This is a genomic window from Pantoea alfalfae (assembly GCF_019880205.1).
Lineage (GTDB): Bacteria > Pseudomonadota > Gammaproteobacteria > Enterobacterales > Enterobacteriaceae > Pantoea > Pantoea alfalfae.
Genome location: NZ_CP082292.1, coordinates 1,006,066 through 1,031,415 on the forward strand (window position 1 = coordinate 1,006,066; position 25,350 = coordinate 1,031,415).

26 protein-coding genes and 1 other RNA gene are annotated in these 25,350 nt (G+C 53.9%); 16 read left to right on the forward strand and 11 right to left on the reverse strand.

Going from position 1 to position 25,350, the window contains the following annotated elements; all coding sequences use genetic code 11:
* Positions 1 to 233: 233 nt before the first annotated feature.
* Positions 234 to 2,936, forward strand: coding sequence for a magnesium-translocating P-type ATPase (mgtA, locus tag K6R05_RS04850; protein WP_222925110.1), 2,703 nt, complete (start codon positions 234 to 236; stop codon positions 2,934 to 2,936).
* Positions 2,937 to 2,985: 49 nt separating this feature from the next.
* Positions 2,986 to 3,033: a hypothetical protein gene (locus K6R05_RS22375; RefSeq protein WP_370584677.1), complete on the forward strand. Its 48-nt coding sequence runs from the start codon at positions 2,986 to 2,988 to the stop codon at positions 3,031 to 3,033.
* 66 nt (positions 3,034 to 3,099) lie between these two features.
* Here K6R05_RS22375 and K6R05_RS04855 read toward each other — a convergent pair whose 3' ends face one another.
* The 5 genes from K6R05_RS04855 to smpB form a co-directional block, all read right to left on the reverse strand.
* Positions 3,100 to 3,954 (reverse strand): PA4780 family RIO1-like protein kinase, encoded by an 855-nt coding sequence (locus tag K6R05_RS04855; RefSeq protein ID WP_161735778.1) that lies wholly within the window; start codon positions 3,952 to 3,954, stop codon positions 3,100 to 3,102.
* A gap of 316 nt (positions 3,955 to 4,270) precedes the next feature.
* Positions 4,271 to 4,759, reverse strand: coding sequence for a cold-shock protein (locus tag K6R05_RS04860; protein WP_135907825.1), 489 nt, complete (start codon positions 4,757 to 4,759; stop codon positions 4,271 to 4,273).
* A gap of 196 nt (positions 4,760 to 4,955) precedes the next feature.
* A complete protein-coding gene (locus K6R05_RS04865; RefSeq protein WP_161735776.1) occupies positions 4,956 to 5,201 on the reverse strand; it encodes a YmjA family protein in 246 nt (81 codons plus the stop codon).
* A 266-nt stretch (positions 5,202 to 5,467) separates the two neighbouring features.
* Positions 5,468 to 5,829, reverse strand: a transfer-messenger RNA (tmRNA) gene (ssrA, locus tag K6R05_RS04870).
* A 43-nt stretch (positions 5,830 to 5,872) separates the two neighbouring features.
* Entirely contained in the window at positions 5,873 to 6,355 is a 483-nt protein-coding gene (gene smpB / locus K6R05_RS04875) for an SsrA-binding protein SmpB (protein ID WP_033733561.1), read from the reverse strand.
* Positions 6,356 to 6,513: 158 nt separating this feature from the next.
* On the opposite strand from smpB, the gene K6R05_RS04880 reads away from it, so the two are divergent.
* Both K6R05_RS04880 and K6R05_RS04885 read left to right on the forward strand, forming a co-directional pair.
* Positions 6,514 to 6,948 carry a type II toxin-antitoxin system RatA family toxin gene (locus K6R05_RS04880; protein ID WP_222925111.1) on the forward strand — a complete coding sequence of 145 codons (435 nt, stop codon included), beginning with the start codon at positions 6,514 to 6,516 and terminating at the stop codon, positions 6,946 to 6,948.
* A complete protein-coding gene (locus tag K6R05_RS04885) occupies positions 6,941 to 7,234 on the forward strand; it encodes an RnfH family protein (RefSeq protein WP_222925112.1) in 294 nt (97 codons plus the stop codon). The genes K6R05_RS04880 and K6R05_RS04885 overlap by 8 nt, the downstream gene beginning before the upstream one ends.
* Positions 7,235 to 7,325: 91 nt before the next feature.
* Here K6R05_RS04885 and bamE read toward each other — a convergent pair whose 3' ends face one another.
* The 3 genes from bamE to nadK all read right to left on the reverse strand — a co-directional run bounded on the left by bamE (position 7,326) and on the right by nadK (position 10,484).
* Entirely contained in the window at positions 7,326 to 7,673 is a 348-nt protein-coding gene (gene bamE / locus K6R05_RS04890; protein WP_161735770.1) for an outer membrane protein assembly factor BamE, read from the reverse strand.
* 186 nt (positions 7,674 to 7,859) lie between these two features.
* Positions 7,860 to 9,521 (reverse strand): DNA repair protein RecN, encoded by a 1,662-nt coding sequence (gene recN, locus K6R05_RS04895; RefSeq protein WP_222925113.1) that lies wholly within the window; start codon positions 9,519 to 9,521, stop codon positions 7,860 to 7,862.
* Between the two features lie 84 nt (positions 9,522 to 9,605).
* Complete coding sequence (gene nadK, locus K6R05_RS04900) at positions 9,606 to 10,484, reverse strand: NAD(+) kinase (protein ID WP_003848582.1); 879 nt, start codon at positions 10,482 to 10,484, stop codon at positions 9,606 to 9,608.
* 122 nt (positions 10,485 to 10,606) lie between these two features.
* Between nadK and grpE the strand changes: the two genes are divergently transcribed.
* On the forward strand, positions 10,607 to 11,188 hold the full coding sequence (grpE, locus tag K6R05_RS04905; RefSeq protein ID WP_161735764.1) for a nucleotide exchange factor GrpE: 582 nt from the start codon (positions 10,607 to 10,609) through the stop codon (positions 11,186 to 11,188).
* A 59-nt stretch (positions 11,189 to 11,247) separates the two neighbouring features.
* Here the strand turns inward: grpE and ung are convergent, their stop codons facing one another.
* The gene (gene ung, locus K6R05_RS04910; RefSeq protein WP_222925114.1) at positions 11,248 to 11,928 is read right to left on the reverse strand and encodes a uracil-DNA glycosylase; all 681 of its coding nucleotides are present in this window, start codon (positions 11,926 to 11,928) and stop codon (positions 11,248 to 11,250) included.
* A gap of 242 nt (positions 11,929 to 12,170) precedes the next feature.
* Between ung and grcA the strand changes: the two genes are divergently transcribed.
* The gene (grcA, locus tag K6R05_RS04915) at positions 12,171 to 12,554 is read left to right on the forward strand and encodes an autonomous glycyl radical cofactor GrcA (RefSeq protein WP_013358769.1); all 384 of its coding nucleotides are present in this window, start codon (positions 12,171 to 12,173) and stop codon (positions 12,552 to 12,554) included.
* Positions 12,555 to 12,771: 217 nt separating this feature from the next.
* Here the strand turns inward: grcA and srmB are convergent, their stop codons facing one another.
* Positions 12,772 to 14,100, reverse strand: coding sequence for an ATP-dependent RNA helicase SrmB (srmB, locus tag K6R05_RS04920; RefSeq protein ID WP_222925115.1), 1,329 nt, complete (start codon positions 14,098 to 14,100; stop codon positions 12,772 to 12,774).
* A gap of 165 nt (positions 14,101 to 14,265) precedes the next feature.
* Between srmB and trmN the strand changes: the two genes are divergently transcribed.
* Complete coding sequence (trmN, locus tag K6R05_RS04925; protein WP_161736176.1) at positions 14,266 to 15,015, forward strand: tRNA(1)(Val) (adenine(37)-N(6))-methyltransferase TrmN; 750 nt, start codon at positions 14,266 to 14,268, stop codon at positions 15,013 to 15,015.
* Here trmN and nadB read toward each other — a convergent pair.
* Positions 15,000 to 16,619 carry an L-aspartate oxidase gene (nadB, locus tag K6R05_RS04930; protein ID WP_222925457.1) on the reverse strand — a complete coding sequence of 540 codons (1,620 nt, stop codon included), beginning with the start codon at positions 16,617 to 16,619 and terminating at the stop codon, positions 15,000 to 15,002. The two genes, trmN and nadB, sit on opposite strands and share 16 nt — an antisense overlap.
* 413 nt (positions 16,620 to 17,032) lie before the next feature.
* Between nadB and rpoE the strand changes: the two genes are divergently transcribed.
* From rpoE to recO, 9 genes are all read left to right on the forward strand, one after another.
* Entirely contained in the window at positions 17,033 to 17,608 is a 576-nt protein-coding gene (gene rpoE / locus K6R05_RS04935; protein WP_013358764.1) for an RNA polymerase sigma factor RpoE, read from the forward strand.
* 30 nt (positions 17,609 to 17,638) lie between these two features.
* Positions 17,639 to 18,292: an anti-sigma-E factor RseA gene (gene rseA / locus K6R05_RS04940; RefSeq protein ID WP_013358763.1), complete on the forward strand. Its 654-nt coding sequence runs from the start codon at positions 17,639 to 17,641 to the stop codon at positions 18,290 to 18,292.
* A complete protein-coding gene (gene rseB / locus K6R05_RS04945; protein ID WP_161736178.1) occupies positions 18,292 to 19,248 on the forward strand; it encodes a sigma-E factor regulatory protein RseB in 957 nt (318 codons plus the stop codon). The genes rseA and rseB overlap by 1 nt, the downstream gene beginning before the upstream one ends.
* On the forward strand, positions 19,245 to 19,709 hold the full coding sequence (gene rseC, locus K6R05_RS04950; protein ID WP_161736179.1) for a SoxR-reducing system protein RseC: 465 nt from the start codon (positions 19,245 to 19,247) through the stop codon (positions 19,707 to 19,709). Before rseB ends, rseC begins: the two co-directional genes overlap by 4 nt.
* A gap of 218 nt (positions 19,710 to 19,927) precedes the next feature.
* Positions 19,928 to 21,727 carry a translation elongation factor 4 gene (gene lepA / locus K6R05_RS04955; RefSeq protein ID WP_033783908.1) on the forward strand — a complete coding sequence of 600 codons (1,800 nt, stop codon included), beginning with the start codon at positions 19,928 to 19,930 and terminating at the stop codon, positions 21,725 to 21,727.
* Between the two features lie 9 nt (positions 21,728 to 21,736).
* A complete protein-coding gene (lepB, locus tag K6R05_RS04960; protein WP_161736180.1) occupies positions 21,737 to 22,711 on the forward strand; it encodes a signal peptidase I in 975 nt (324 codons plus the stop codon).
* Between the two features lie 131 nt (positions 22,712 to 22,842).
* Positions 22,843 to 23,523, forward strand: a complete 681-nt coding sequence (gene rnc / locus K6R05_RS04965; RefSeq protein ID WP_010257656.1) for a ribonuclease III — start codon at positions 22,843 to 22,845, stop codon at positions 23,521 to 23,523.
* Between the two features lie 144 nt (positions 23,524 to 23,667).
* Positions 23,668 to 24,573, forward strand: a complete 906-nt coding sequence (gene era / locus K6R05_RS04970; RefSeq protein ID WP_161736181.1) for a GTPase Era — start codon at positions 23,668 to 23,670, stop codon at positions 24,571 to 24,573.
* Between the two features lie 4 nt (positions 24,574 to 24,577).
* Entirely contained in the window at positions 24,578 to 25,306 is a 729-nt protein-coding gene (gene recO, locus K6R05_RS04975; protein ID WP_222925116.1) for a DNA repair protein RecO, read from the forward strand.
* The last annotated feature ends 44 nt before the right edge of the window (positions 25,307 to 25,350 follow it).

The following is a 25,350-nucleotide window of genomic DNA, read 5'->3' on the forward strand; positions in this document are numbered from 1 at the left end:
CGCCCCGTCTGGCGTAGCCCAGGCTGCGCCCAATCGCTGATATCAGACTTTTAAAACGCCGCGTATAAACGGCGTCAGGTAACCCTGCGCGCGTCATTATTTTTCACGCAGGCGGAATAACCTGACTGTTTCTGAAAGTCACTCCATTAAATAACCCGGCCACGCCAGGTTTTATCCATGCACGTTATTTTCCGTGCAGGACAACTATTGCTTTAAATCAGGGAGATGTCGAAATGAGCGACATGAAACTGGAACAGGTTACGATCACTTCATCCGGCAACCGTAATGATAAAAAAAGTAAAAAAATGTTTGCTGTGGCGCAGCAGGCAGACCAGCACATTGATATGACGCTGGCGAACCTGCGCAGCCAGCGTCAGGGGCTGAGTCAGGATGAAGCGGCGAAACGACTGGCTTTGTATGGCCGTAATGAAGTGGCGCATGAGAAAGCGCCACCTGCGCTGATTCAGCTGCTGATGGCATTTAATAACCCGTTTATCTACGTATTACTGGTCCTGGCGCTGGTGAGCCTGTTTACCGACTATATTCTGCCGCTGCGCGCCGGTCAGGAGACCGATCTCTCCGGCGTCATCATCATCTTCACCATGGTGATGCTGAGCGGGCTGCTGCGTTTCTGGCAGGAGTTTCGCACCAACCGTGCGGCGCAGGCTCTGAAGTCACTGGTGCGCAGCCAGGTCACCGTGCTGCGCCGTGAGCCGGGCAGCGAAACCGCGCAGCGCCAGGATGTGGATATGAGTGAACTGGCGCCAGGCGATATCATTCTGCTCAGCACTGGCGATCAGGTGCCTGCCGATGTCCGTCTGCTGAGTTCACGTAATCTGTTTATCAGTGAAGCAGTACTGACCGGCGAGTCGCTGCCGGTTGAGAAACAGAGCTGCGATGCGGGTATCGATGCCGAAGGTCAGACCGCCCAGGAGCGGCTGGCATCACCGAATATCTGCCTGATGGGCACCAGCGTGGCCAGTGGCACAGCCAGCGCAGTCGTCGTCGCGACCGGTGGCGAAACCTGGTTTGGTTCACTGGCTTCATCGCTGACCGGAAGCCGTCCGCAGACCGCGTTTGACCGCGGGGTGAACAGCGTCAGCAAGCTGCTGATCCGCTTTATGCTGGTGATGGTCCCGGTGGTGCTGCTGATTAACGGCTTCACCAAAGGGGACTGGATGGATGCCACGCTGTTTGCTTTGGCGGTCGCGGTCGGGTTGACCCCGGAAATGCTGCCGATGATTGTCAGCGCCAACCTGGCTAAGGGCGCGATTGCGATGTCACGTCGCAAAGTGATCGTTAAAAAGCTCAACGCCATTCAGAACCTCGGCGCGATGGATGTGCTCTGCACCGATAAAACCGGCACGCTGACCCAGGACACCATCCTGCTGGCGCATCATCTGGATGCGCGGGGCAACGAAGATGCACAGGTGCTGCTGCTGGCCTGGCTCAACAGCGGCAGCCAGAGTGGCGCGAAAAACCTGATGGATCGCGCCTTACTCTGCGCCGGCGACAAGGTCATTTCACAGTCTCAGCGCAGCCAGTTCCAGCTGATCGATGAGCTTCCGTTTGATTTTACCCGCCGTCGGGTGTCGGTGCTGGTGGAAGATCTGACTCAGCATCGTTCACAACTGATCTGCAAAGGCGCAGTGGAAGAGATGCTGGCAGTGAGCATTGCTGTGCGGCAGGGCGACACGGTGGTCGCACTGGATGCGGCACAGCGTGCGGCGCTGCTGGCGCAGACTGAACACTATCATCAGCAGGGTTATCGCGTGCTGCTGGTGGCAACCCGTGATGGTGAGCTACACGCGCCGCTCAGCGACAGTGATGAGCGCGATCTGATTATCCAGGGAATGCTGACTTTCCGCGATCCACCTAAAGCCAGCGCGGGTAAGGCGATTAAAGCCCTGCGTGACAGCGGTGTGACGGTGAAAGTGCTGACCGGTGACAATCCGCTGGTGACGCTGCGGGTCTGTGCCGATGTCGGGCTGACCGATCCGGCGATGCTGACCGGCGATCAGATTGAGGCGATGAACGATGATGAGCTGGCGCAGGAAGCTGAACGCTGCACCCTCTTTGCTCAGCTGACGCCGCTGCAGAAATCCCGTCTGGTGCGGCTGATGCAGCAGAACGGTCACACCGTCGGGTTCCTGGGCGATGGCATTAATGACGCACCTGCGCTGCGGGCGGCTGATACCGGGATTTCCGTGGACAGCGCGGCGGATGTGGCGAAAGCCTCATCGGACATCATCCTGCTGGAGAAGGATTTACAGGTGCTGAATGAGGGTGTACTCAAAGGACGCGAGACCTTTGGCAACATCATCAAGTATCTCAACATGACCGCCAGCTCCAACTTCGGCAACGTTTTCTCGCTGCTGGTGGCCAGTGCCTTTATTCCGTTTCTGCCGATGCTGTCGATTCATCTGCTGATTCAGAACCTGATGTATGACGTTTCTCAGCTGGCGCTGCCGTGGGACAAGGTTGACCGCGAGTTTCTGAATAAGCCGCGTAAATGGGATGCCGGCAACATCAAGCGCTTCATGCTGTGGATGGGCCCGACGTCATCAATTTTTGACGTCACCACCTTTGCGCTGATGTGGTTCGTTTTCGGCGCTAACCATGCAGGCGTGCAGTCGCTGTTCCAGTCCGGCTGGTTTATCGAGGGGTTACTGTCACAGACGCTGGTGGTGCATATGCTGCGTACCCGGAAGATTCCGTTTATCCAGAGTCGCGCCACCTTACCGGTGATGCTGACCACGCTGGTGGTGATGGCGCTGGGCATCCTGATCCCGTTCTCACCGCTGGGTGCGATGGTCGGACTGGTGCCACTGCCATGGCAATATTTCCCGTGGCTGGTGCTGACGCTGTTCAGCTACTGCCTGGTGGCGCAGGGCATGAAGCGTTTCTACATCCGTCGGTTTGGTCAGTGGTTCTAGGGAGGCGAAGATGAAAAAAGGCAGGCTCGATACGGTTTTTTTCGGCGTGATGATCATCGGCTTAACTCTGATTGCGCTGACGGTCATCGTGCGGTGATGGCGTTGTGATAGAGCGGTAATTGAGAGGCAGCGAGGCAACTCGCTGCCTTTTTTATTGATGCAGTTACTCTTCGTCGCGCTCACGGCTGGCGCGCTGGCGCTCATAGTATTCATCTTCTGCTGTGATGATCTCATCCATCAGCGAATCCATATCCACCACGCGCTCCTCTTCCACAAACTTCCCGGTAAGCGGCGTTTCCGGGGTCAGTTTGCCATCTTCGTAAAGTTGCCAGATCTCTTTGCCATAGCGCGTCTTCAACAGCTGCGGAGCGAACTGACCGTAGTAAGAGGTGATGTTGTCCACGTCACGTTCGAACATCGACTCAGCATGATTGTTGGCTGCCGCATCGACCGCCTGTGGCAGGTCGATAATCACCGGCCCCTGATCGTCCAGCAGCACGTTGAACTCGGATAAGTCACCATGGACGATACCGGCGCAGAGCATACGCACGATGTTGCGGATCATGGTGTGGAAGTCGGTAATCGCTTCCTCTTCGGAGAGCGTGACGTCGCTGAGGCGCGGCGCGACAGAGCCATTGGCATCGGTCACCAGCTCCATCAATAACACGCCGTCAATGCAGAGATAAGGCTGGGGCACGCGAACACCGGCATTAGCCAGGCGGAACAGGGCGTCCACTTCAGCAGTCTGCCAGGACTCCTCCTGCTGCTTACGGCCAAACTTCGTGCCTTTCTGCATGGCACGGGCGTTACGGCTGTTGCGGGTTTTACGTCCTTCCTGATACTGCACCGCCTGCTTGAAGCTACGCTGGGTCGCTTCTTTATAAACTTTGGCGCACTGCACCTTGCCGCCGCATAGCACGGTATAGACGTCTGCTTCTTTGCCGCTTTTCAGCCGCTGCAGGACATCGTCAATCAGGCCGTCATCGACCAGGGGCTGGATTCTGTTTGGGATTTTCATGCGGCTTTATACCTTATTTCACCCGCTTTTCGTATCACTTTGCGATGATGGAAAACATTGGCAATGACTGAACAAAGTATCTGATTCTACCCTGGAAAGTGGCGTTGTGGGGATGAACCTTGATGCGTTGCGCTTTTGACCTTTGTTTTATCATAAACAACGGATTAGGCGGGAGAGCAGGGCGGTTTTATCTGCCAGAGATTCGCTTTTTCACGTCACAGGGCAGCATCATGTCAGCGAGATGTACCTGAATAGCGGGCGGATGCGGGTATAAAGGCCGAAATCCTGCTCAGAGAATTTCAGCCCGCCTGCGGGATTACTTCAGACCTTTAAGCACTTTAACCGTGCTTTCAATGTCGATCTCATCTTCGGAGAAGATCAGTGTCGTTCCCTGGAACGTGGTGACCGCCAGCTTTTTCAGCGAGCGCATCTCACTGGCGTTCGGGTCAGACTTTGGCCGGATATTATTCAGCAACAGGCCCACTGACAACACTGCGTTCTCTTTGTCGACACCGGCATCGACCGGCACTTCTTCGTTGTAGACCAGATAAGACTTAATCGAGGTGATCTTGAGCCGCTCGCCTGCGATATAGATGTATTTGCTGGTCGGCGCGACTTTCACCGCATAGGCGGATAAGCCTTTATTGTTGGTGGTGGGTTCAAATGTCACCGCCGCATCTTTCTTAATCAGATCAGGATTGGCGACTTTAATCACATGAAAATAGCGGTTATCACCGTTTTCATCTTTGATAAAGCCAAAACCTTTATCTTCAAACCAGGTTGTGATCGTTCCGTTCATCGCCATTTTTGCCTGCTTAATCTACTCAGTTTTTTACAGCGCGCAGTGTAAAGCACAATGCCTGCGCAGACTATATAAGTCTGGATGATAATTTTCGACCGGGCAAGAGGATGTGTGGGGGGCCAGCGCTGAGGTGAAAGCGCTTTGGGACAGAGAGATTAACCGGCGGACGGCGCAACGCTCGCCTGCCGGTGAATGTTAGCTACTCGTTGCCCCAGCGGTTCAGGAACTCGGCGATATCATCAATACGCTGCTCATCGATACCCGCTTCGCGCGCCATATCCTGCTGCGACTCTTCACTGATCTCTTCGTTATTCATCAGACGGGTGATCAGCAGCTGGAAGTAATGCGCCAGTGGCGTACGTTCAGCTTCGCTTACCGGCTTAGCGGACTCCGTCGCATACTCATCTGCGACATCATAGTATTTGAGAGAGATTTCGTTATTCATAAGGTGTCCGCAGAGTTGAGAGTAAGTAGCGACCGGATTCTGACCCGGTTTGTGGGGCTATTATTTCGTGTTTGGGTTGAGGCTGTAAAGGAGCTATTTTGGGGGAGTAAGACGAGGCTCTGGAGAGAAATTTTTGGCATTCAGGGTTGAGGATTTTTTAAAAGCGCCGCAAGCAAAATAACAGACACAAAAAAGCCCGCAAGGCTTTCACCTTGCGGGCTCTCAGGACTTCGATGATGGTTCTGGTAACCATCAACCAAGAATTTTGGTGGAGCTGGCGGGAGTTGAACCCGCGTCCGAAATTACTACACCGTCGGCACTACATGCTTAGTCAGTTTTTACATTCGCCGGTTAGCTGCGAACAGACACGCCACTAACAGACTAGCCTGATTGGATTTAACGCTTCAACCCCAGGCAAGGTATCCACGCGATCTCTTTTGGGTTTGACTTCTCTTGATCCCCGTCTTAAGAGCGGAAGCTAGGGAGAGAAGGCTCTAAGCAGGTTATTAAGCTGCTAGTGCGTAGTTTTCGTCGTTTGCGACTATTTTTTTGCGGCTTTTTACGAGGCAAACCGCCCCTCGGCATGCTCCTAAGGCTTCACAATCCCGTCGAGTCCAGAATCAGCCCCAGAACTTTAAATACTAGCAACTAAATAGCTTAAAATCCAGTGCTTAGCGCGCTGAATTCTTCATGATACGTGCTTTGTCTAATTTCCATTCGCGATCTTTAATGTCATCGCGCTTGTCATGCTCTTTCTTACCGCGTGCAACACCAATCTTCAGTTTGCACCAGGCATTCTTCCAGTACAGCGACAGTGCCACGATGGTGTAACCTTCGCGATTGACGCGTCCATACAGGGAGTCGAGTTCACGTTGCTTCAGCAGCAGCTTACGGCTGCGCGTCGGGTCACAGACCACGTGACTGGAGGCAACGGCTAAGGGTTGAAAGGTTGAACCGAACAGAAAGGCTTCGCCATCGCGCAGCAGAATATAGCTGTCGCTGATGTTAGCTTTACCAGCACGAAGTGACTTAACTTCCCATCCTTGTAACGACAATCCCGCCTCATACTCCTCTTCGATGAAGTACTCGTGGCGAGCGCGTTTGTTCATGGCAACAGTGGCAGAACCGGGTTTGTGTGCTTTTTTCTTTGTCATAGTGTGGCGTATTTTACATCACTTAGTCGGTTATCGCATCCCCAGTCCAGCGGGGCAGCAGGAAACGGGATATTCTAGCACACCCTCACTCGGGGACATTTTTGTTTAATCGCTGAAAATGCTACTATTCAGCGGTTTTGTGATGAACAGGAACCATTATGGCTCAGATTAGTCGTTCGGCGCTGGTCCCGTTTAGTGCCGGGCAGATGTACAAACTTGTAAATGATGTGGATGCCTATCCGCAATTCCTGCCGGGTTGCACCGGAAGCCGCGTACTGGATGCGTCTGAAAATCAGATGACGGCGTCGGTAGATGTGTCGAAGGCGGGCATCAGCAAAACATTTACTACCCGCAACACCCTTACGGATAACCAGAGCATTCATATGGAACTGGTAGATGGACCGTTCCGCAAGCTGACCGGCGGCTGGACGTTCGTCTCGCTGGGCGATGACGCCTGTAAGGTGGAGTTAAGCCTGGAGTTTGAATTCACCAACATGCTGGTAGAGATGGCCTTTGGACGTATTTTCAAAGAGCTTGCCAACAGCATGGTGCAGGCTTTCACTCAGCGTGCCAAAGAGGTATACAGTGCCTGAGATCTCCGTTGAGGTGGTCTACGCCCTACCTGAAAAACAGTATCAGCTTTACGTGAAAGTGGAGCAGGGCAGCACGGTTGAACAGGCTATCCTGAAATCAGGCCTGCCTGAACTGCGTCGTGAGATTGACCTCGCCAGCAACAAAGTAGGCATCTACAGTCGGCCAGTGAAGCTGGATGATGTGGTTCAGGAGGGCGATCGTATTGAGATCTATCGTCCGCTGATTGCTGATCCAAAAGAGCTGCGTCGTCAGCGTGCAGAGCGAGCGGCAGAAAGCAAAAAATAAGTCGTTATACCGCCAGAATCAGCGGATAGCCGGCATAAAAAAAGGCGCTCAGTGCGCCTTTTGTGCTGTCTTTAAACGGTCTGTCGTGAAATCAGTCGTTGTTCTTTGACAGATTCTGCTTGTTATCGATATTGGTCAGAACACCGTTGCCATCAAAGGTCAGCGTCAGCGTCTGCTGCTTCACGCGCTCATGACCTGGCTCCTGACGGAAAACGTAATACCAGACGTTGCTGCCAAACGGATCTTTCATCATCGGCGTACCGAGCGTGTAAGCCACCTGCTGCTGTGTCATACCGGTATGGATCTTGGCCACATCGTTGGCAACCAGATAATTACCCTGGTTGATATCAGGACGATAGACCACGCGCTCTAAGGTGGAACATCCGGCGGTCATCATCAACATTACCACTGCCGCGGCAGTCAGCGTTTTACAGCGCATCTATACATTCCTTTTCCGGGGCCAAACGCCTTTAACAGGCGGCTTTCTTGCCATCAAAATCTGAACTCTGCCTGCGGCAGGCTTTATTACTCTGGCGACATAAGTGCCGATGATAATAAACCTTTTCGCCGTTGGAAACCTCTACAGAGCAAGCATATGACCACGGTGGGTTAAAAAAGTGCGCTGCTATGCGGCTAAAAGTTCTTTTGCGTTGGCCAGGGTATTGCGTGTCACCTCGCTGCCGCCCAGCAGTCGCGCCAGTTCCTGCAGACGCGCCCGCTTATCCAGCGGCTGCATATGGGTTTCGGTCATCGCGCCATCGGTCTCTTTGCTGACATAGAAGTGCTGATGACCACAACCGGCAACCTGCGGCAGGTGGGTGACACACATGACCTGGGTCGATTCACCCAGTTGACGGAGCAGTTTACCGACGACGGCGGCGGTCGGGCCGCTGATTCCGACATCCACTTCATCGAAAATCATCGCCGGCGTTTCCATTTTCTTCGCGGTGATCACCTGAATCGCCAGCGCGATACGTGACAGTTCACCGCCCGAAGCGACTTTGCCTAACGGCTGAAGTGGCTGACCTGGGTTCGTCGTCACCTGGAAGTCAACGCGGCTCGCGCCATCTGCCGTCAGTTGATCCGGATTAAAGTTCAGGGCGATTTTAAACTGGCCATGGGGCATTGAAAGCAGATGCATACTCTGGGTAATCAGCTGCTGCAGTTCATCGGCAAAGTGGCTGCGCTGCTGATGCAGCTGCTCTGCGCTTTGCAGTGCCGCCTGATAATGTTCACCCACCAGCGATTGCAGGCTTTCCTGGTCGCTTTCGTGCTGTGACAGCAACTCGGCTTCTGCCAGCAACTGCTGATGCAGTTCAGGCAGACCTTCTGGCGTGACATGATGCTTACGTGCCAGCGCAATCTGGCGGGAAATACGCTTTTCCAGTTCGTACAGGCGATTGGGGTCAAGGTCAAGGCTGTCGCAGTAGTGACGCAGTTCGTCGCTGGCTTCGCTCAGCTGAATCGCCGCCTCCTCCAGCAGGTTATGAACGCCGTTCAGCTTCTCATCCAGCGAGGTCAGTTCTGAAATCATCTCACGCGCGGTGTAGAGCAGGCTGTTGAGATTATTGTCATCGCTGTCTGCTAATAGCTGCAGCGCCTGCTGGCTGGTCGACAGCAGCTGTCCGCTGTTGGCAAGGCGCTTGTACTCTTCGTCAATCTGCTCGTATTCGCCCTGCTGCGGGGCAAACTCGTTCAGCTCTTTGAGCTGATACTGCAATAGCTCGCGACGTGATTCGCGCTCCTGCGCCTGCTGCTGATGCAGCGCCAGGGTGCGACAGCTCTGGTGCCAGGTCTGATAACTGGCGCGCATTTGCTGCAGGAGATCGTCGTGACCGGCATAGGCATCCAGCAGATGCTTCTGATGATCGGGTTTGAGCAAAAGCTGGTGGGCATGCTGACCGTGGATCTGGATAAGCAGCTGGCCCAGATCGCGCAGCTGAGAGAGCGGCACCGCTGTGCCATTGATAAAGCCGCGGGAACGACCGTCAGCGCTGATGACCCGACGCAGCAGACACTCGTTGCCGTCGTCGAGTTGATTATCCATCAGCCAGCGCTGAGCAGAAGGGGAGGACTTAAGCTGGAAGCGGGCGCAAAGGTCAGCCCGGCTGGCACCCTGACGCACCATGTCAGCATCGGTACGGCCGCCCAGACATAATCCCAGCGCATCAATCGCGATGGACTTACCGGCACCGGTTTCACCAGTGATTGCAGTCATGCCGCGTTGGAAATCAATGTCGAGCTCACGAACGATAGCGAAATTACTGATGGTCAGTTGGGCCAGCATAGGTTCACCTGTACGAATAAACATATATGGTTTTTCATACAGTATAAACTGGTTTTTTATCCAGTAAAGAGGAGAGGCCGGTTTTTAGAACAATTTTTTTGACCAGCCTAGCTTTGAACTCAGCGTGTTGAAATAGCTATAATTTTTAGGATGAATTAAATCAAGATGACCGGCACTGCGTCGAATCAGTACATCTTCACCTTCCTGAATAGGCAGCGCAATCTGGCTGTCACAGCTGATTTCCAGGTCGCTGCGACGTGAAGAAAAGCGCAGACGGATGGTACTGCTGCTGTTGATGACCAGTGGACGCGCAGACAGCGTATGCGGGAACATCGGTACCAGCACAATGGCTTCGAGTGACGGCGTCAGAATCGGACCACCCGCAGAGAGGGAATAGGCAGTAGAGCCGGTGGGTGTTGAGATAATCAGCCCATCAGAGCGCTGGGAAAAGGCGAACACTTCATCAATGTAGACTTCAAATTCGATCATGTGCGCGACTTTACCGGGATGCAGCACCACTTCGTTGATGGCAGAGCCAATACGCGGTGAGCAGTCAGATTTGCACACCTGCGCTTCCAGCAGAAAGCGGCTCTCAACGAAATAGTTGCCCTGAAGCACCTCATCCAGCTGTTGCTGCGCATTGTCCGGGTCAAGGTCGGTGAGAAAACCGAGATTACCGCGGTTAATGCCAATCACTTTAATATCATAGCGCGCCAGCACCCGCGCAGCGCCCAGCATATTACCATCACCGCCCACGACGACTGCTAAATCAGCCTGCTGACCAATCTCCGCCAGCGTGCCGGTCTGCACGTCGTGAAGCGACAGCTCCTGGGCAATCTGCTTCTCAACGATCACCTGATAACCTTTGGCCGTCAGCCAGCGCCAGAGCATCTCATGCGTGGTTAGCGCGGTGGGATGGCGCGGATGACCCACGATACCAATGCAGTTAAAGTGTTTGTTCATCTGGTCGGTGTTCCTTATAAGCCAAAACGGCAAGGCAATGTGATAGGTTCCCTTGAATCCGTCATACCAATCCCCATAATAAGCCAACCAGCGAAATGAATGTGCAAAACGCGGAGAAATTCATGAGTAGTAAAGAACAGAACACCCCAAACGAGCAAGTCTCAGACGAAATTCAGCAGGATCAGCAGCAACCTCAGGAAGCGGAGACAGCAGCAGAGGTGGATCCGCGTGATGAGCGTATTGCTCAGCTCGAAGCTGAATTAGCGCAGTTGCAGACCGGTGTACGCGATGCCCAACTGCGTGCGCAGGCTGAGGTTGAGAACATTCGTCGTCGTGCCGAGATGGACGTTGAGAAGGCGCACAAGTTTGCGCTGGAGAAGTTTGCCAATGAACTGCTCCCGGTCATCGACAGCCTGGAACGTGCGCTGGAAGTGGCCAATAAAGAGGACCCACAGCTGGCATCCATGATCGAAGGGATTGAACTGACGCTCAAAGGCTTGCTCGGTGCCGTGCGTAAGTTCGGTGTTGAAGTGGTCGGCGAAACCGGCGTGCCATTCAACCCTGAAGTCCATCAGGCGATGTCGATGATGGAGTCTGAAGAATTTGAACCTAACCATGTCATGCTGGTGATGCAGCGTGGCTATACGCTGAATGGTCGCCTGCTGCGCCCGGCGATGGTTGCGGTTTCTAAAGCTAAAAGCTGATTCAACGCCTGAATCCTGTTACACGGCCGCGCACTGACGCGGCCGTGTGCGATCTGGCGCTATGCAGGTAAGACCGGCGTCCAGTCCACCGGATTTTTACCGGCAGCGCTCAGCAATTCATTGGTCGCTGAGAAGTGTTTGCTGCCGAAAAATCCACGATGTGCAGAAAGCGGCGAGGGATGGGGCGCCTGTAGCACATGATGGCGCTTGCGATCAATAATGCTGCCTTTCTTCTGCGCATGTGAGCCCCACAGCAGGAAAATCACCCCTTCACAGTGCTGGTTAATCGCCGCAATGACGTTGTCCGTAAAGGTCTCCCAGCCAAAACGAGCATGGGAATGAGCTTTACCCGCCTCGACCGTTAACACCGTGTTCAGCAACATCACCCCCTGTTTTGCCCAGCTCTCAAGAAAGCCGTGATCGGGTTTCCGGAAGCCGGGAATATCCTGCATCAGTTCTTTGTAGATATTCTGCAGTGACGGAGGCACCTGAACGCCCGGCAACACTGAGAAGGCGAGTCCATGCGCCTGATTCGGCCCGTGATAGGGATCCTGCCCCAGAATCACGACGCTGACGTCACCGAGTTCCGTCAGGCGAAACGCATTGAACACATCTTTCTGCGGCGGATAGACGGTTACACCCGCGGCGCGTTCATCGGCGACCTGCTTCAGCGTCTCAATAAAATAGGGTTTCTCTTTCTCTTCAGCCAGCACGTCGTGCCAGGTCAGCTTTTCAGCCATGTTTAACTCCCTTAACGTTAGTGGAGTAAGCTTAGCCGTTCCTGCCGCTGACCTGAAGGCAAAAATAATTTGAAAAATACAAATTATTTTTAACTGGCAGGTATTTTGAGATCAATGGTTTAGCGAAAAAGTGCGCCGAATGGCTGATTAATATTGATACAAGTCAAGGCTGTTGCGAATGAACGATGGTATACCGGGGCCTCAAATTTGATTTATTCACGTATTATCCGGGAGACGCAATCATGATCACTGGTATCCAGATCACTCAAACTAACAATTCTCAACTTCTGAACTCCTTCTGGCTGCTGGATGAAGAGAAAGCTGAAGCGCGTTGCCTGTGTGCAAAAGCAGGCTATGAAGAAGATCAGGTTGTCGCCATCAGCGAACTGGGCGAGTTCGCTTACCGTGAAGTGCCGGTTGAAATTAAACCGCAGGTGCGCGTTGAAGGCGGACAGCATCTGAACGTCAACGTTCTGCGTCGTGAAACGCTGGAAGATGCGGTTAAACATCCTGAAAACTACCCACAGCTGACTATTCGTGTTTCAGGCTATGCCGTACGTTTTAACTCGTTGACGCCTGAGCAGCAGCGCGATGTAATCACCCGTACATTTACAGAAAGTCTGTAAACCGCCTGAATTATCGGGTGCTGCCAATTAGCGCAAAGCGCACACAGCAATTTTTATTAGTATTGTTAAAGAGATAAGCAGTTAACTACAGGGCATGCGAATGCCAGTGTTGTCAGGAAAACGTACTGGCAGAAAAAACACTCTTAAAAGGCCGTAACTGACTATCAGATAAAAAAAATCGCCTCCTGAGAGGCGATTTTTTTATGCGTATGATGTTTTATTCCGCATTCTCGTTAGCTGGCGTAGTGCCGCTTGCCTTGCGGCGTTTGCCGACATTTTTGGCATCACGATGGCGTTTTTTCACTCGCGGTTTTTCCGTTTCGCTGGCTTTCTTCTCTGCACGCTTCGCCAGCACCTTTTTCGACGGTTTACCCGTAGTTTTAGCATTTGGCGCACGCGTTTCAGGGCGCAGCTCATCAATCACGCGCGCTTTGATCGGTTCGTTCACATAGCGGGTGATTTTGCCCAGCAGAACGAAGTCGTGCGCTTCGACCAGTGAAATGGCGATGCCTTTACGGCCCGCACGACCGGTACGACCGATGCGGTGCAGATAGGTATCGGCGGTACGCGGCATGTCATAGTTGAAGACATGGCTGACATCTTCAACATCGATACCACGCGCGGCGATATCCGTCGCAACCAGCACGTTAACGCGTCCTTCACTCAGACGCTTAATCGCTTCGTTACGCTTGGCCTGAACCATTTCGCCTTCAAGATAGCTGCTACGAATCCCCGCTTCGTGCAGCCAGCTCACCAGTTCATGCAGACGTTCACGCTTACGCACAAACACGATGCTGCGCGTCACATCCGGCTGCTTCAGCAGATGAATCAGTAATTTGGTTTTATGCTGCAGATCATCAGCGCGGTAGTACCACTGCTGGATCTTTTTGCGCTCGCGACGGCTCGGATCCGCTTCCAGCTCAACCGGTTCGTTAAGCAGACGCTCGGCGAAGTCACGGATATTGTCGCCTTCCAGCGTGGCGGAAAACAGCATGGTTTGCTTGCGCCAGCGCGTTTCAGCCGCGATGGTTTCGATATCCTGAGCAAAGCCCATATCAAGCATGCGGTCCGCTTCATCCAGTACCAGGGTTTCTACGGCGCGGCAGTCAAAGTTCTCTTCTTTGATGTACTGCAACAGACGGCCGGTGGTCGCGACCACAATGTCCTGATTTTCGCTGAAGACTTCGGCATGGTTCATATAAGCCACGCCGCCGGTGATCGTGGCGATGTCCAGATGCGTATGTTTCGCCAGCTCACGCGCATGATCGGCAACCTGCATCGCCAGTTCACGGGTCGGGGTCACAATCAGGATGCGTGGCGGCCCGGATTTCTTGCGCGGAAAATCAAGCAGGTGCTGCAGCGCCGGTAACAGATACGCGGCGGTTTTCCCGGTTCCTGTAGGTGCCGAACCCAGAACGTCACGGCCCTCCAGCGCGGGCGGAATTGCAGCGGCCTGGATCACTGTTGGGCGCGTAAAGCCTTTTTCCTGCAACGCTTGTAGCAGGCTTTCGTCGAGTTCGAGTTCGGAAAATGTGGTTACTGTCATGGTCTACCTCAGTTTGGGGCGCTGATTATAGACAGATCAGACTGAATCTTCATCTGTTAATCCGTTTCCGCTGCGCCTGGGGTTGTCTGCTGCGTGAATTCCCACTGTTGTCACGTTACACTCATGCGCTGCCGTGCGGCAGGAAAAAAACGATGGTAGTGACGAATGATGCAGGATCAGCCGCGTGAACGGCCTCAGTTAAACAAGAACGGATTTACCTTTAAACAATTTTTTGTTGCCCACGATCGCTGTGCGATGAAAGTGGGCACCGATGCCATTCTGCTTGGTGCCTGGGCACCGGTCGCCGGAGTGAGACGCATTCTGGATATTGGCAGTGGCAGCGGATTAATCGCGCTGATGCTTGCGCAGCGCACGCCGTCACAGATTCAAATCGATGCGGTGGAGTTAGAACCTGAAGCCGCACAGCAGGCGCAGGAGAATGTGCAGCAGTCACCGTGGCCTGAACGTATTCAGGTTCATCAGCAGGATATCGCCAGCTGGGCTGAACAGTGTGATAAACGTTATTCACTGATTGTCAGCAATCCCCCTTATTTCGCGCCGGGCGTAGCCTGCTCTACCGTGGCTCGGGACAACGCACGTGCAACGGCCTCGCTCGATCATCAGACGCTGTTACGCAGTTCAGCCTTATTAATTGAAGAAGAGGGGATGTTCTGTGTGGTGCTGCCCATCGATATTGGGCAGACGTTTATCACCCTGGCGCAGGCCGATGGCTGGTATCTGCGTTTCCGGCTGGACGTGGCGGAATATGCCCATCGTCCGCCGCACCGCGTCGTGCTGGGGCTGTCGCCGCAGGCCGGTGAAACGCTGCTGGAGCGTCTCGCAATCCGCGCACCAGACACCCGCTATTCTGATGAGTGGTGTAGCCTGACGCAGGACTTTTACCTCTTCATGTAACCTGGCGGGGTCAGAATAGTTGGCAGCGCTTCTGGCAGTAAGTCAGGATAGTCACGGATATAGTGCAGGCCGCGACTTTCTTTACGCTCCAGCGCGCAGCGCACCATCAGGTCAGCGACCTGCACCAGATTCCGCAGCTCCAGCAGATTATTGGAGAGGCGGAAATGGCGGTAATATTCATCAATCTCCTGCTGAAGCAGGTTTATGCGACGCAACGCCCGTTCCAGCCGCCGGGTAGTGCGGACAATTCCCATATAATCCCACATGAACAGACGCAACTCATGCCAGTTATGCTGGATCACGACGCGTTCATCGGCGTTATCAACCTGACTCTCATCCCATGCGGGGAGTGCAGTGACGGCTTCAATGCCGGGCAGGGTACGCATCAACTCCTCTGACGCGGACCAGCCATACACCAGACACTCCAGCAGCGAATTGGAGGCCATGCGGTTAGCGCCATGCAGGCCGGTATAACTCACCTCACCAATGGCATACAGGCCACTGACGTCGGTCTGACCGTGCTGATCGACGACGACGCCACCGCAGGTGTAGTGCGCGGCGGGTACAATCGGGATCGGCTCTTTGGTCAGGTCAAAGCCAAAGGTCAGCAATTTCTCATAGATCATCGGGAAGTGTGCGCGCACAAACTCTTCAGGCTGGTGGCTGATATCCAGATACATACAGTCAACGCCCAGCCGTTTCATCTCATGGTCGATAGCCCGGGCAACAATATCGCGCGGGGCCAGTTCGGCGCGCTCATCGAAATCGGGCATAAAACGGCTACCATCGGGACGTAACAGCCAGGCACCTTCTCCGCGTAACGCTTCGGTTAACAGGAAATTCTGCGCCTGCGGATGAAACAGGCAGGTCGGATGGAACTGGTTAAATTCCAGATTGGCCACCCGGCAGCCCGCGCGCCACGCCATCGCTATGCCATCACCGGAAGCAATGTCAGGGTTAGTGGTATATTGATAGACTTTGGCGGCACCGCCGGTTGCAACGACGACGGCCCGCGCCCGACAGGTTTCGACCTGCTCGCGATTACGGTTCCAGATCCACGCACCCACCACCCGGCGTGGGCCAGGCAGGCCGATTTTATCTGAAAGAATCAGATCGACCGCATTAGTCCGTTCCAGAATCCGGATGTTAGGGTGGCTTAATGCCTGGCTCACCAGCGTGGTTTCCACCGCATGGCCGGTGGCGTCAGCGCTGTGCAGAATGCGGCGATGACTGTGGCCGCCTTCGCGAGTCAGGTGATAGCGCATGTCACCCGCCGCCTGCGGATCGAGATCAAAGGCAACGCCGTTGTCGATCAGCCACTGCACGCAATGCCGGGCATTACTGGCAATAAACGACACGGCCTCACGATCGCATAATCCTGCGCCGGCAATCAGCGTATCTTCGATATGCGACTCGATGCTGTCCGTCTCATCAAATACCGCAGCAATACCACCCTGCGCATAAAGGGTTGACCCTTCATTGACCTGCGCTTTACTGAGAACGGTTACCTGATACTGTTTCGCCAGCCGTAACGCCAGCGACAGGCCGGCCGCACCGCTGCCCACAATCAACACATCACACTGATAATCCGGATTCGCATTCATCATAATGTTTAATTTACTAAACAAGACCAGGCCTGAGCATAAGCGCAACAGGAGGTTCTGTGAAGTATTTTAAACACATGCCACGCGCGTTCATCTGGCTATGATCATAAGTCTTCTATAATCAGTACGTTAAAAACGGGCTGCTTTAACTCTGGTTTTTTATAGCAAACTTATTAAACCTAAAGGATTTAATGATGAAAAAGCTGCTGTCATAGGTTACTCTGCCTGCGATTTACGCTCCTGACACTGAACGAAAACGAACAACCTGTGTTATCTCCATCGGAGCGGTAAATATCACGGCGGGAAGTGAACTTCGCACCACATCACAACTCTAAGCGCATGCTTGCTCAGAACATGAGATGTGCTGGCAGTTACTTTATGCATATGAAAAATTTGGGGAGACATTACCTCGGATGAGCGAGCAGTTAACGGATCAGGTCCTTGTCGAGCGGGTACAGAAGGGAGATCAAAAAGCGTTCAACTTACTGGTGATTCGTTACCAGCATAAAGTGGCGAGTTTGGTTTCACGCTATGTTCCCTCGGGCGACGTGCCTGATGTAGTACAGGAATCGTTTATTAAAGCGTATCGCGCACTGGACTCTTTCCGGGGCGATAGCGCGTTTTATACCTGGCTGTACCGCATTGCGGTAAACACAGCGAAAAATTACCTGGTTGCTCAGGGGCGTCGTCCACCATCCAGTGATGTGGATGCTATTGACGCCGAAAATTTCGAAAGTGCGGGTGCATTAAAAGAAATTTCGAACCCTGAGAACTTAATGTTGTCTGACGAATTGAAACAAATTGTCTTTCGTACCATCGAGGCGCTACCCGAGGACTTGCGTATGGCAATTACCCTCAGGGAACTGGACGGTCTGAGTTATGAAGAGATCGCCGTCATTATGGATTGCCCGGTAGGCACTGTTCGATCACGTATCTTTCGTGCGCGAGAGGCCATTGATAACAAAGTTCAACCGCTTATCCAACGTTAGTGATAACGGCTACTGGAAGGGTACATAGGCATGCAGAAAGAAAAACTTTCCGCTTTAATGGATGGTGAGACCTTAGATAACGAGCTGTTTTCCGCCTTGTCTAAGGACGCAGAACTACAGAAAAGCTGGGCGAGCTATCATCTTATTCGCGATACCATGCGCGGTGATGTGGGTGATGTCCTGCATTTTGATATCTCTGCGCGCGTCGCTGCTGCTATCGAAAAAGAACCGTTACGTACGGTTACCACGCTGATCCCTGAAGCTCAGCCAGAACCTTCCCGCTGGGAAAAAATGCCGTTCTGGAAAAAAGCGCGTCCGTGGGCTGCGCAACTAACTCAGGTGGGTGTGGCTGCCTGCGTGTCACTGGCCGTGATCGTGGGTGTTCAGCACTACAACCAGCCGCAGGGTAGCGCCACGCAGACATCTGACTCTCCGGTGTTCAATACGCTGCCGATGATGGGTAAAGCCTCACCGGTGAGCCTGGGCGTGCCGTCTGATGCCTTTGACACGAACAGCTCTAATCAGCAGGTTCAGGATCAGCGTCGTCGCGTGAACGCCATGCTGCAGGACTATGAACTGCAACGCCGGCTGCACGCTGATCAGCTGCAGTTTGAAACCGATGCGCCAAAACAGGCGCAGGTTGATGTTCCCGGAAACCAGTCATTAGGACAGCAGCAGCAGTAATGAAGCCGTTTTGGTATGCTGTTAGCCTGCTGACAGGCAGCCTGTTATGGTCATCTGCCGCCCCGGCGCAAACTACTGCGTCCGGGGCGCTATTGCAGCAGATGGAGCAGGCAAGTCAGAACCTCAACTATGAATTTGCCTATATTAACGTCTCACGCATCGGCATTGAATCGCTGCGCTACCGTCATGCTGTGATCGATAACCGAATATTCGCGCAGCTGTTGCAGATGGACGGGCCACGGCGGGAAGTGATCCAGCGTGGCAACGATATCAGCTACTTCGAACCAGGCCTTGATCCCTTTTCGCTCCCGGGCAATCACATTATTGACGCTTTGCCGTCGGTGATTTTTGCTGACTTCACCAAACTTGCCACTGCCTACGATTTTATTACCGTGGGTCGCTCGCGCATTGCCGATCAGATGTGTGATGTGCTGCGTATCGTGTCTCGCGATGGCACCCGTTACAGCTATGTGGTCTGGCTGGATGTGGATACCAGGCTACCGCTACGTATCGACCTGCTTGATCGTGACGGTGAAACGCTGGAACAGTTCCGCGTTATCAGCTTTGCAGTGGATGAAGGAGTACGCAATCTGATGCAAGGGCTGGAGAAAGCGAATCTGCCACCATCGCTTTCCGTGCCAAAAGGGGACGCGGTTACTGTCGCATGGCAGCCAGGCTGGATACCCGCAGGCATGACGCTGGTGTCGCAGAATCGTCGCACGCTGCCGGGGCTGAACAAAAATATTGAGTCGAAGCTCTACAGCGATGGGCTGTTTAGTTTCGCGATCAATGTGACGCCTGCCGATAAAAGCAGCACAACGCAGACATTGCGCACTGGGCGTCGTACGGTCCAGACCGTTGTGCGCAATAATAACGAAATTGCGGTGATCGGCGAATTACCGCCTTCAACCGCAAAACGTATTGCTGACAGCATCGACCTGGGGTCACAAAAATGATGAGAGAATGGGCCACCGTGGTGGCATGGCAGGATGGCATTGCCACACTGCATACCGAAGCAAAAACGTCCTGCAATAGCTGCCAGGCGCGCAAAGGTTGCGGCAGCCATATGCTGAATAAACTCGGTCCGAAGAATGCTCATGTGATGCAGATTGCCAGCAGCAAGCCGCTGCAGCCGGGACAGCGCATTGAGTTAGGCATCAAAGAGAGTAGCCTTCTGGGTTCAGCGCTGCTGGTCTATATGACGCCGCTATTTGGTTTGTTCCTGATTGCCGGACTGTTTCAGTCGCTGTTCAGCAGCGATCTGGCGGCCGCCTGCGGTGCACTGCTGGGTGGCATCGGTGGCTTTATTGTTGCGAAAGGCGTTTCAATGAAATTTGGCGATCGCGAAGCCTTTCAGCCGGTTATTCTGAACATCGCCCTCCCGCCCGATGCGCTGCGTGTTGAAAGCGAAGCGTGATGTACGCCCAGGCCGCGCATCCCGCGGCCTTTGTCCGTTCTGCCTTGCGCAGATATCTGTTTCGCTTCCACCACGTTCCATTCTTTTATGCGCGGCGTTAACAGTGTAATATGCGTCGTCATTAATGAGGCTGACAGGATTGTGGGTAAAGAGCGATCTTCCTGAATGTGTCTGTGCTCAGATTTTCAACTGAATTTTAAGCGAAGATATCCCTATAAATGAAGCACATAAGAAATTTCTCCATCATCGCTCATATCGACCATGGTAAATCTACGCTCTCTGACCGCCTTATTCAGATCTGCGGTGGCCTTTCTGACCGTGAAATGGCTGCGCAGGTTCTTGACTCCATGGATTTGGAGCGTGAGCGTGGCATTACTATCAAAGCACAGAGCGTCACACTCGATTACCACGCGAAAGACGGCGAAACTTACCAGCTCAATTTCATTGATACTCCGGGCCACGTAGACTTCTCTTATGAAGTTTCCCGCTCACTGGCTGCCTGCGAAGGTGCATTGCTGGTGGTGGATGCGGGTCAGGGTGTTGAAGCGCAGACACTGGCGAACTGCTACACCGCGATGGAGATGGATCTGGAAGTAGTGCCGGTTCTGAACAAAATCGACCTGCCTGCTGCCGATCCCGATCGCGCTGCGCAGGAGATTGAAGATATCGTCGGCATCGATGCTGCTGATGCGGTGCGCTGCTCCGCTAAAACCGGCGTCGGCGTTCCGGACGTGCTGGAACGCTTAGTGCGCGATATTCCGCCGCCGGAAGGCGATCCGGAAGGTCCGCTACAGGCGCTGATTATCGATTCCTGGTTTGATAACTATCTGGGCGTTGTCTCGCTGGTGCGTGTAAAAAACGGCACCATGCGTAAAGGTGACAAGATCAAAGTCCTCAGCACCGGTCAGGTTTATAACGCTGACCGCCTGGGTATCTTTACCCCGAAACGTGTCGACCGTAATGAACTGAACTGCGGTGAAGTCGGCTGGCTGGTCTGCGCCATTAAAGATATCCTCGGCGCACCGGTGGGCGATACCCTCACCACCGCTCGCAACCCGGCAGACAAAGCGCTGCCAGGCTTTAAAAAAGTGAAGCCGCAGGTTTATGCCGGTCTGTTCCCGATCAGCTCTGACGATTATGAAGCGTTCCGTGATGCGCTCGGCAAGCTGAGCCTGAACGATGCCTCGCTGTTCTATGAGCCAGAAAGCTCAACGGCGCTGGGCTTTGGTTTCCGCTGTGGCTTCCTCGGTCTGCTGCACATGGAGATCATCCAGGAGCGTCTGGAGCGCGAATACGATCTCGATCTGATTACCACTGCACCGACGGTAGTGTATGAAGTCGTGACCACCGGTGGCGAAATTGTTCATGTCGATAGTCCATCCAAGCTGCCGCCACTGAATAACATCGAAGAGCTGCGTGAGCCGATCGCGGAATGTCACATGCTGCTGCCACAGGAGTATCTGGGCAACGTCATCACGCTCTGTATTGAGAAGCGTGGCGTGCAGACCAACATGGTTTACCACGGCAATCAGGTTGCACTGACGTATGAAATTCCGATGGCAGAAGTGGTTCTCGACTTCTTTGACCGTCTGAAATCCACCTCGCGCGGTTATGCCTCGCTGGATTACAACTTCAAACGTTTCCAGCCTTCAGACATGGTGCGTGTCGACGTACTGATTAACTCTGAACGTGTGGATGCGCTGGCGCTGATTACTCACCGCGACAATGCGCCTTATCGTGGCCGCGATCTGGTTGAGAAAATGAAAGATCTCATCCCGCGCCAGCAGTTTGATATTGCGATTCAGGCTGCCATCGGTAACCACATTATTGCGCGCTCAACGGTTAAACAGCTGCGCAAAAACGTTCTCGCCAAGTGTTATGGCGGTGACGTCAGCCGTAAGAAGAAACTGTTGCAGAAACAGAAAGATGGTAAGAAGCGTATGAAGCAGGTTGGTAACGTTGAGCTGCCACAGGAAGCGTTCCTCGCCATTCTGCATGTCGGTAAGGACAGCAAATAAGGATTTCCAATGGCTAATATGTTCGCCCTGATTCTGGCGATAGCGACGCTGATTACTGGCATCGTCTGGGTAATTGATCGTTTCAAATGGGCACCCGAGCGTCGCGCGAAACAGGCGGCGGCGCAGGCCCAGACCGGTAACGCGCTTGACAGCAAAACGCTGGCGAAAGTCTCTTCACAGCCAGGCTGGGTTGAGACGACCGCCTCCGTGTTCCCGGTGCTGGCCGTGGTTTTCATCGTGCGTTCGTTTATTTACGAACCGTTCCAGATTCCCTCTGGCTCGATGATGCCAACGCTGCTGATTGGCGACTTTATCCTGGTGGAGAAGTTTGCTTACGGCATTAAAGATCCGATTACCCAGACGACGCTGATCCCAACCGGTCAGCCGAAGCGCGGCGACATTGCGGTATTTAAATACCCGAAAGATCCGAGCCTGGATTATATTAAGCGCGTGATTGGCCTGCCAGGCGATAAAGTCATCTATGATCCTTACAGCAAAACGCTAACGGTGAAACCGACCTGTGGTGATGATAAAGCCTGTGACACAGCGTTGGCAGTGACTTATACCGACGTTGAACCAAGCAACTTTATTCAGACTTTTAGCGGCTTTGATGGCAACGAAACCGGCAACGGTTTTTATCAGGTGCCACAGGGCGATACCCTGCGCGGTGGTCTGCGCATGGCAACCCGTAAAGAGACTATCGGTAACGTGACCCATGACATTCTGCTGGTTAACGAAGCGCAGAGTCAGGCGGGCATGTATTATCAGCAGCCGGGTCAGCCGCAGGCGAGCTGGGTCGTGCCGAAAGGGCAATACTTCATGATGGGCGACAACCGTGATAACAGCGCCGACAGCCGTTACTGGGGCTTTGTCCCGGAGCGTAATCTGGTCGGTAAAGCGGTCGCTATCTGGATGAGTTTTGAGAAACAAGAAGGTCAGTGGCCAACCGGCGTGCGATTCAGTCGCATCGGCGGTATCCACTAATAATTTTGTCTGATTAACAGGCAAATCGGGTGGCCTCCTCAGGGAGGCCACTGCACACCAAACGGAACGTGTTGGACTGCCAGCCCCGTTTGGTATGCAGAGTCACAGACGCAACAAAGAACTGGAATCGCATGAACCCCATCCTGATTAACAAGCTTCAGCGCAAACTGGGCTACACTTTTACTCATTCGGAACTGTTACAGCAGGCCCTGACTCACCGCAGCGCCAGCAGCAAGCACAACGAGCGCCTGGAATTTCTGGGCGATTCTATTCTTAGCTATGTGATTGCGAATGCCCTTTATCACCGCTTCCCGCGGGTTGATGAAGGTGACATGAGCCGCATGCGTGCCACGCTGGTGCGCGGCAATACGCTGGCTGAAATGGCACGCGAATTTGATCTTGGCGAGTGCCTGCGCTTAGGGCCGGGTGAGCTGAAAAGCGGCGGTTTCCGTCGCGAATCGATCCTGGCGGATACGGTGGAAGCGCTGATTGGTGGTATCTTCCTCGACAGCAGCATCGAGCGGGTAGAGCAGCTGATCCTCGACTGGTATCAGACGCGCCTGGATGAAATCAGTCCTGGCGACAAACAAAAAGATCCCAAAACGCGCCTGCAGGAGTATCTGCAGGGACGTCATCTGCCGCTGCCAAGTTATCTGGTGGTGCAGGTGCGCGGCGAAGCCCACGATCAGGAATTCACCATTCACTGTCAGGTGAGTGGCATGGCCGAGCCGGTCGTCGGCGTCGGCTCCAGCCGTCGTAAAGCCGAGCAGGCAGCGGCTGAACAGGCACTGATAAAATTAGGTCTCGAATAGGTCTGTCGGGTGACAGTGCCATAACCGGCGCTGAATCAATCACCCTCTGACATCTCTATCCCGGCGTCAGAAGACGCTGAATGACACATGACTCAAATAGCACTCTTCGGCGCCGCATCAGGCGCTGAACAATTCAGGACTCGAATGAGCGAAAACGTTACTTATTGCGGCTTTGTCGCGATTGTTGGCCGACCGAACGTCGGTAAATCCACCTTACTGAACCAGTTGCTGGGGCAGAAGGTGTCGATCACCTCGCGTAAGCCGCAAACCACGCGCCACCGCATCATGGGCATTCATACTGAGGGCAACTATCAGGCGATTTACGTCGATACCCCCGGACTGCACATGGAAGAGAAGCGCGCCATTAACCGTCTGATGAACCGTGCAGCCAGCAGTTCTATCGGCGACGTAGAGCTGGTGATCTTCGTCGTTGAAGGTACCCGCTGGACGCCAGATGATGAGATGGTGTTAAACAAACTGCGCGACAATAAAGTGCCGGTTGTGCTGGCTGTGAATAAAGTCGACAACATCCAGGATAAAACCATCCTGCTGCCGCATCTGCAGTTCCTGAGCCAGCAGATGAACTTCCTTGATATCGTGCCAGTCTCTGCGGAGAGCGGCAAAAACGTCGATACCATTGCGGCCATTACCCGCAAGCATCTGCCGCAGGCCGATCATCACTTCCCGGAAGATTACATCACCGATCGCTCTCAGCGTTTCATGGCGTCAGAGATGATCCGTGAAAAACTGATGCGCTTCCTGGGCGCTGAACTGCCTTACTCGGTCACCGTGGAGATTGAGCGCTTCGTGACCAACGAACGCGGCGGTTACGACATTCATGGACTGATTCTGGTCGAGCGCGAAGGGCAGAAGAAGATGGTGATTGGCAACAAAGGTGCCAAAATCAAAGTCATCGGAACAGAAGCGCGCAGGGACATGGAAGAGATGTTCGAAGCGAAAGTGCATCTCGAACTGTGGGTGAAAGTGAAATCCGGCTGGGCAGATGACGAACGAGCGCTGCGCAGCCTGGGTTATACAGACGATCTCTGATTCAATGGAAGGCTGGCAACGCGCCTTTGTGCTGCATAGTCGTCCCTTCAGCGAAACCAGCCTGCTGCTCGACCTGTTCAGCGAAAACGAAGGGCGGGTACGGGTGCTGGCCAAGGGCGCACGCTCGCGGCGCTCTCAGCTGAAAGGTGCATTACAGCCTTTTACCCCGCTGCTGGTTCGCTGGAGCGGGCGCGGGGACGTCAAAACCCTGCGCAATGCTGAAGCGGTGTCGCTGGCCTTACCGCTCAGCGGCATCACGCTCTACTGCGGTCTCTACGTCAATGAGCTGGTCTCGCGCGTATTGCAGCCGGAATCTCCCTTCCAGGAACTTTTCTTCGACTATCTCAACTGCCTTCAGGCATTAGCTTCCACGCACGGCAAGCCCGAACCGGCACTGCGCCGTTTTGAACTGGCGCTGCTCGGTCATCTGGGGTATGGCGTCGACTTCCTGCATTGCGCCGGTAGCGGCGAGCCGGTCAGCGAAGACATGACGTACAGCTACCGTGAAGATCGCGGTTTTATCGCCAGTCTGGTGGTCAATCAGCGCAGCTTTACCGGCCGTGAGTTGCACGCCCTGTGTGAACGTGAGTTTCCCGATGCCGATACGCTGCGCGCTGCTAAGCGCTTTACCCGCATCGCCCTGAAGCCCTATCTGGGTGGCAAGCCGCTGAAAAGTCAGGAGCTGTTCCGCCAGTTTATCCCGAAGAAAAAGCCCGAACAGGAAGAAGAATAGCGCTGGTCGTACCGCCTGTTTACATTTGCGCGGTACACTCAACA

What these genes read in the sequence shown, in the direction of transcription:
- mgtA (WP_222925110.1), top strand. Translation starts at nt 234, where the DNA reads ATGAGCGACATGAAACTGGAACAGGTTACGATCACTTCATCCGGCAAC.
- K6R05_RS04855 (WP_161735778.1), bottom strand. Translation starts at nt 3,954, where the DNA reads ATGAAAATCCCAAACAGAATCCAGCCCCTGGTCGATGACGGCCTGATT.
- K6R05_RS04860 (WP_135907825.1), bottom strand. Translation starts at nt 4,759, where the DNA reads ATGGCGATGAACGGAACGATCACAACCTGGTTTGAAGATAAAGGTTTT.
- K6R05_RS04865 (WP_161735776.1), bottom strand. Translation starts at nt 5,201, where the DNA reads ATGAATAACGAAATCTCTCTCAAATACTATGATGTCGCAGATGAGTAT.
- smpB (WP_033733561.1), bottom strand. Translation starts at nt 6,355, where the DNA reads ATGACAAAGAAAAAAGCACACAAACCCGGTTCTGCCACTGTTGCCATG.
- K6R05_RS04880 (WP_222925111.1), top strand. Translation starts at nt 6,514, where the DNA reads ATGGCTCAGATTAGTCGTTCGGCGCTGGTCCCGTTTAGTGCCGGGCAG.
- bamE (WP_161735770.1), bottom strand. Translation starts at nt 7,673, where the DNA reads ATGCGCTGTAAAACGCTGACTGCCGCGGCAGTGGTAATGTTGATGATG.
- recN (WP_222925113.1), bottom strand. Translation starts at nt 9,521, where the DNA reads ATGCTGGCCCAACTGACCATCAGTAATTTCGCTATCGTTCGTGAGCTC.
- nadK (WP_003848582.1), bottom strand. Translation starts at nt 10,484, where the DNA reads ATGAACAAACACTTTAACTGCATTGGTATCGTGGGTCATCCGCGCCAT.
- grpE (WP_161735764.1), top strand. Translation starts at nt 10,607, where the DNA reads ATGAGTAGTAAAGAACAGAACACCCCAAACGAGCAAGTCTCAGACGAA.
- ung (WP_222925114.1), bottom strand. Translation starts at nt 11,928, where the DNA reads ATGGCTGAAAAGCTGACCTGGCACGACGTGCTGGCTGAAGAGAAAGAG.
- grcA (WP_013358769.1), top strand. Translation starts at nt 12,171, where the DNA reads ATGATCACTGGTATCCAGATCACTCAAACTAACAATTCTCAACTTCTG.
- srmB (WP_222925115.1), bottom strand. Translation starts at nt 14,100, where the DNA reads ATGACAGTAACCACATTTTCCGAACTCGAACTCGACGAAAGCCTGCTA.
- trmN (WP_161736176.1), top strand. Translation starts at nt 14,266, where the DNA reads ATGATGCAGGATCAGCCGCGTGAACGGCCTCAGTTAAACAAGAACGGA.
- nadB (WP_222925457.1), bottom strand. Translation starts at nt 16,619, where the DNA reads ATGAATGCGAATCCGGATTATCAGTGTGATGTGTTGATTGTGGGCAGC.
- rpoE (WP_013358764.1), top strand. Translation starts at nt 17,033, where the DNA reads ATGAGCGAGCAGTTAACGGATCAGGTCCTTGTCGAGCGGGTACAGAAG.
- rseA (WP_013358763.1), top strand. Translation starts at nt 17,639, where the DNA reads ATGCAGAAAGAAAAACTTTCCGCTTTAATGGATGGTGAGACCTTAGAT.
- rseB (WP_161736178.1), top strand. Translation starts at nt 18,292, where the DNA reads ATGAAGCCGTTTTGGTATGCTGTTAGCCTGCTGACAGGCAGCCTGTTA.
- rseC (WP_161736179.1), top strand. Translation starts at nt 19,245, where the DNA reads ATGATGAGAGAATGGGCCACCGTGGTGGCATGGCAGGATGGCATTGCC.
- lepA (WP_033783908.1), top strand. Translation starts at nt 19,928, where the DNA reads ATGAAGCACATAAGAAATTTCTCCATCATCGCTCATATCGACCATGGT.
- lepB (WP_161736180.1), top strand. Translation starts at nt 21,737, where the DNA reads ATGGCTAATATGTTCGCCCTGATTCTGGCGATAGCGACGCTGATTACT.
- rnc (WP_010257656.1), top strand. Translation starts at nt 22,843, where the DNA reads ATGAACCCCATCCTGATTAACAAGCTTCAGCGCAAACTGGGCTACACT.
- era (WP_161736181.1), top strand. Translation starts at nt 23,668, where the DNA reads ATGAGCGAAAACGTTACTTATTGCGGCTTTGTCGCGATTGTTGGCCGA.
- recO (WP_222925116.1), top strand. Translation starts at nt 24,578, where the DNA reads ATGGAAGGCTGGCAACGCGCCTTTGTGCTGCATAGTCGTCCCTTCAGC.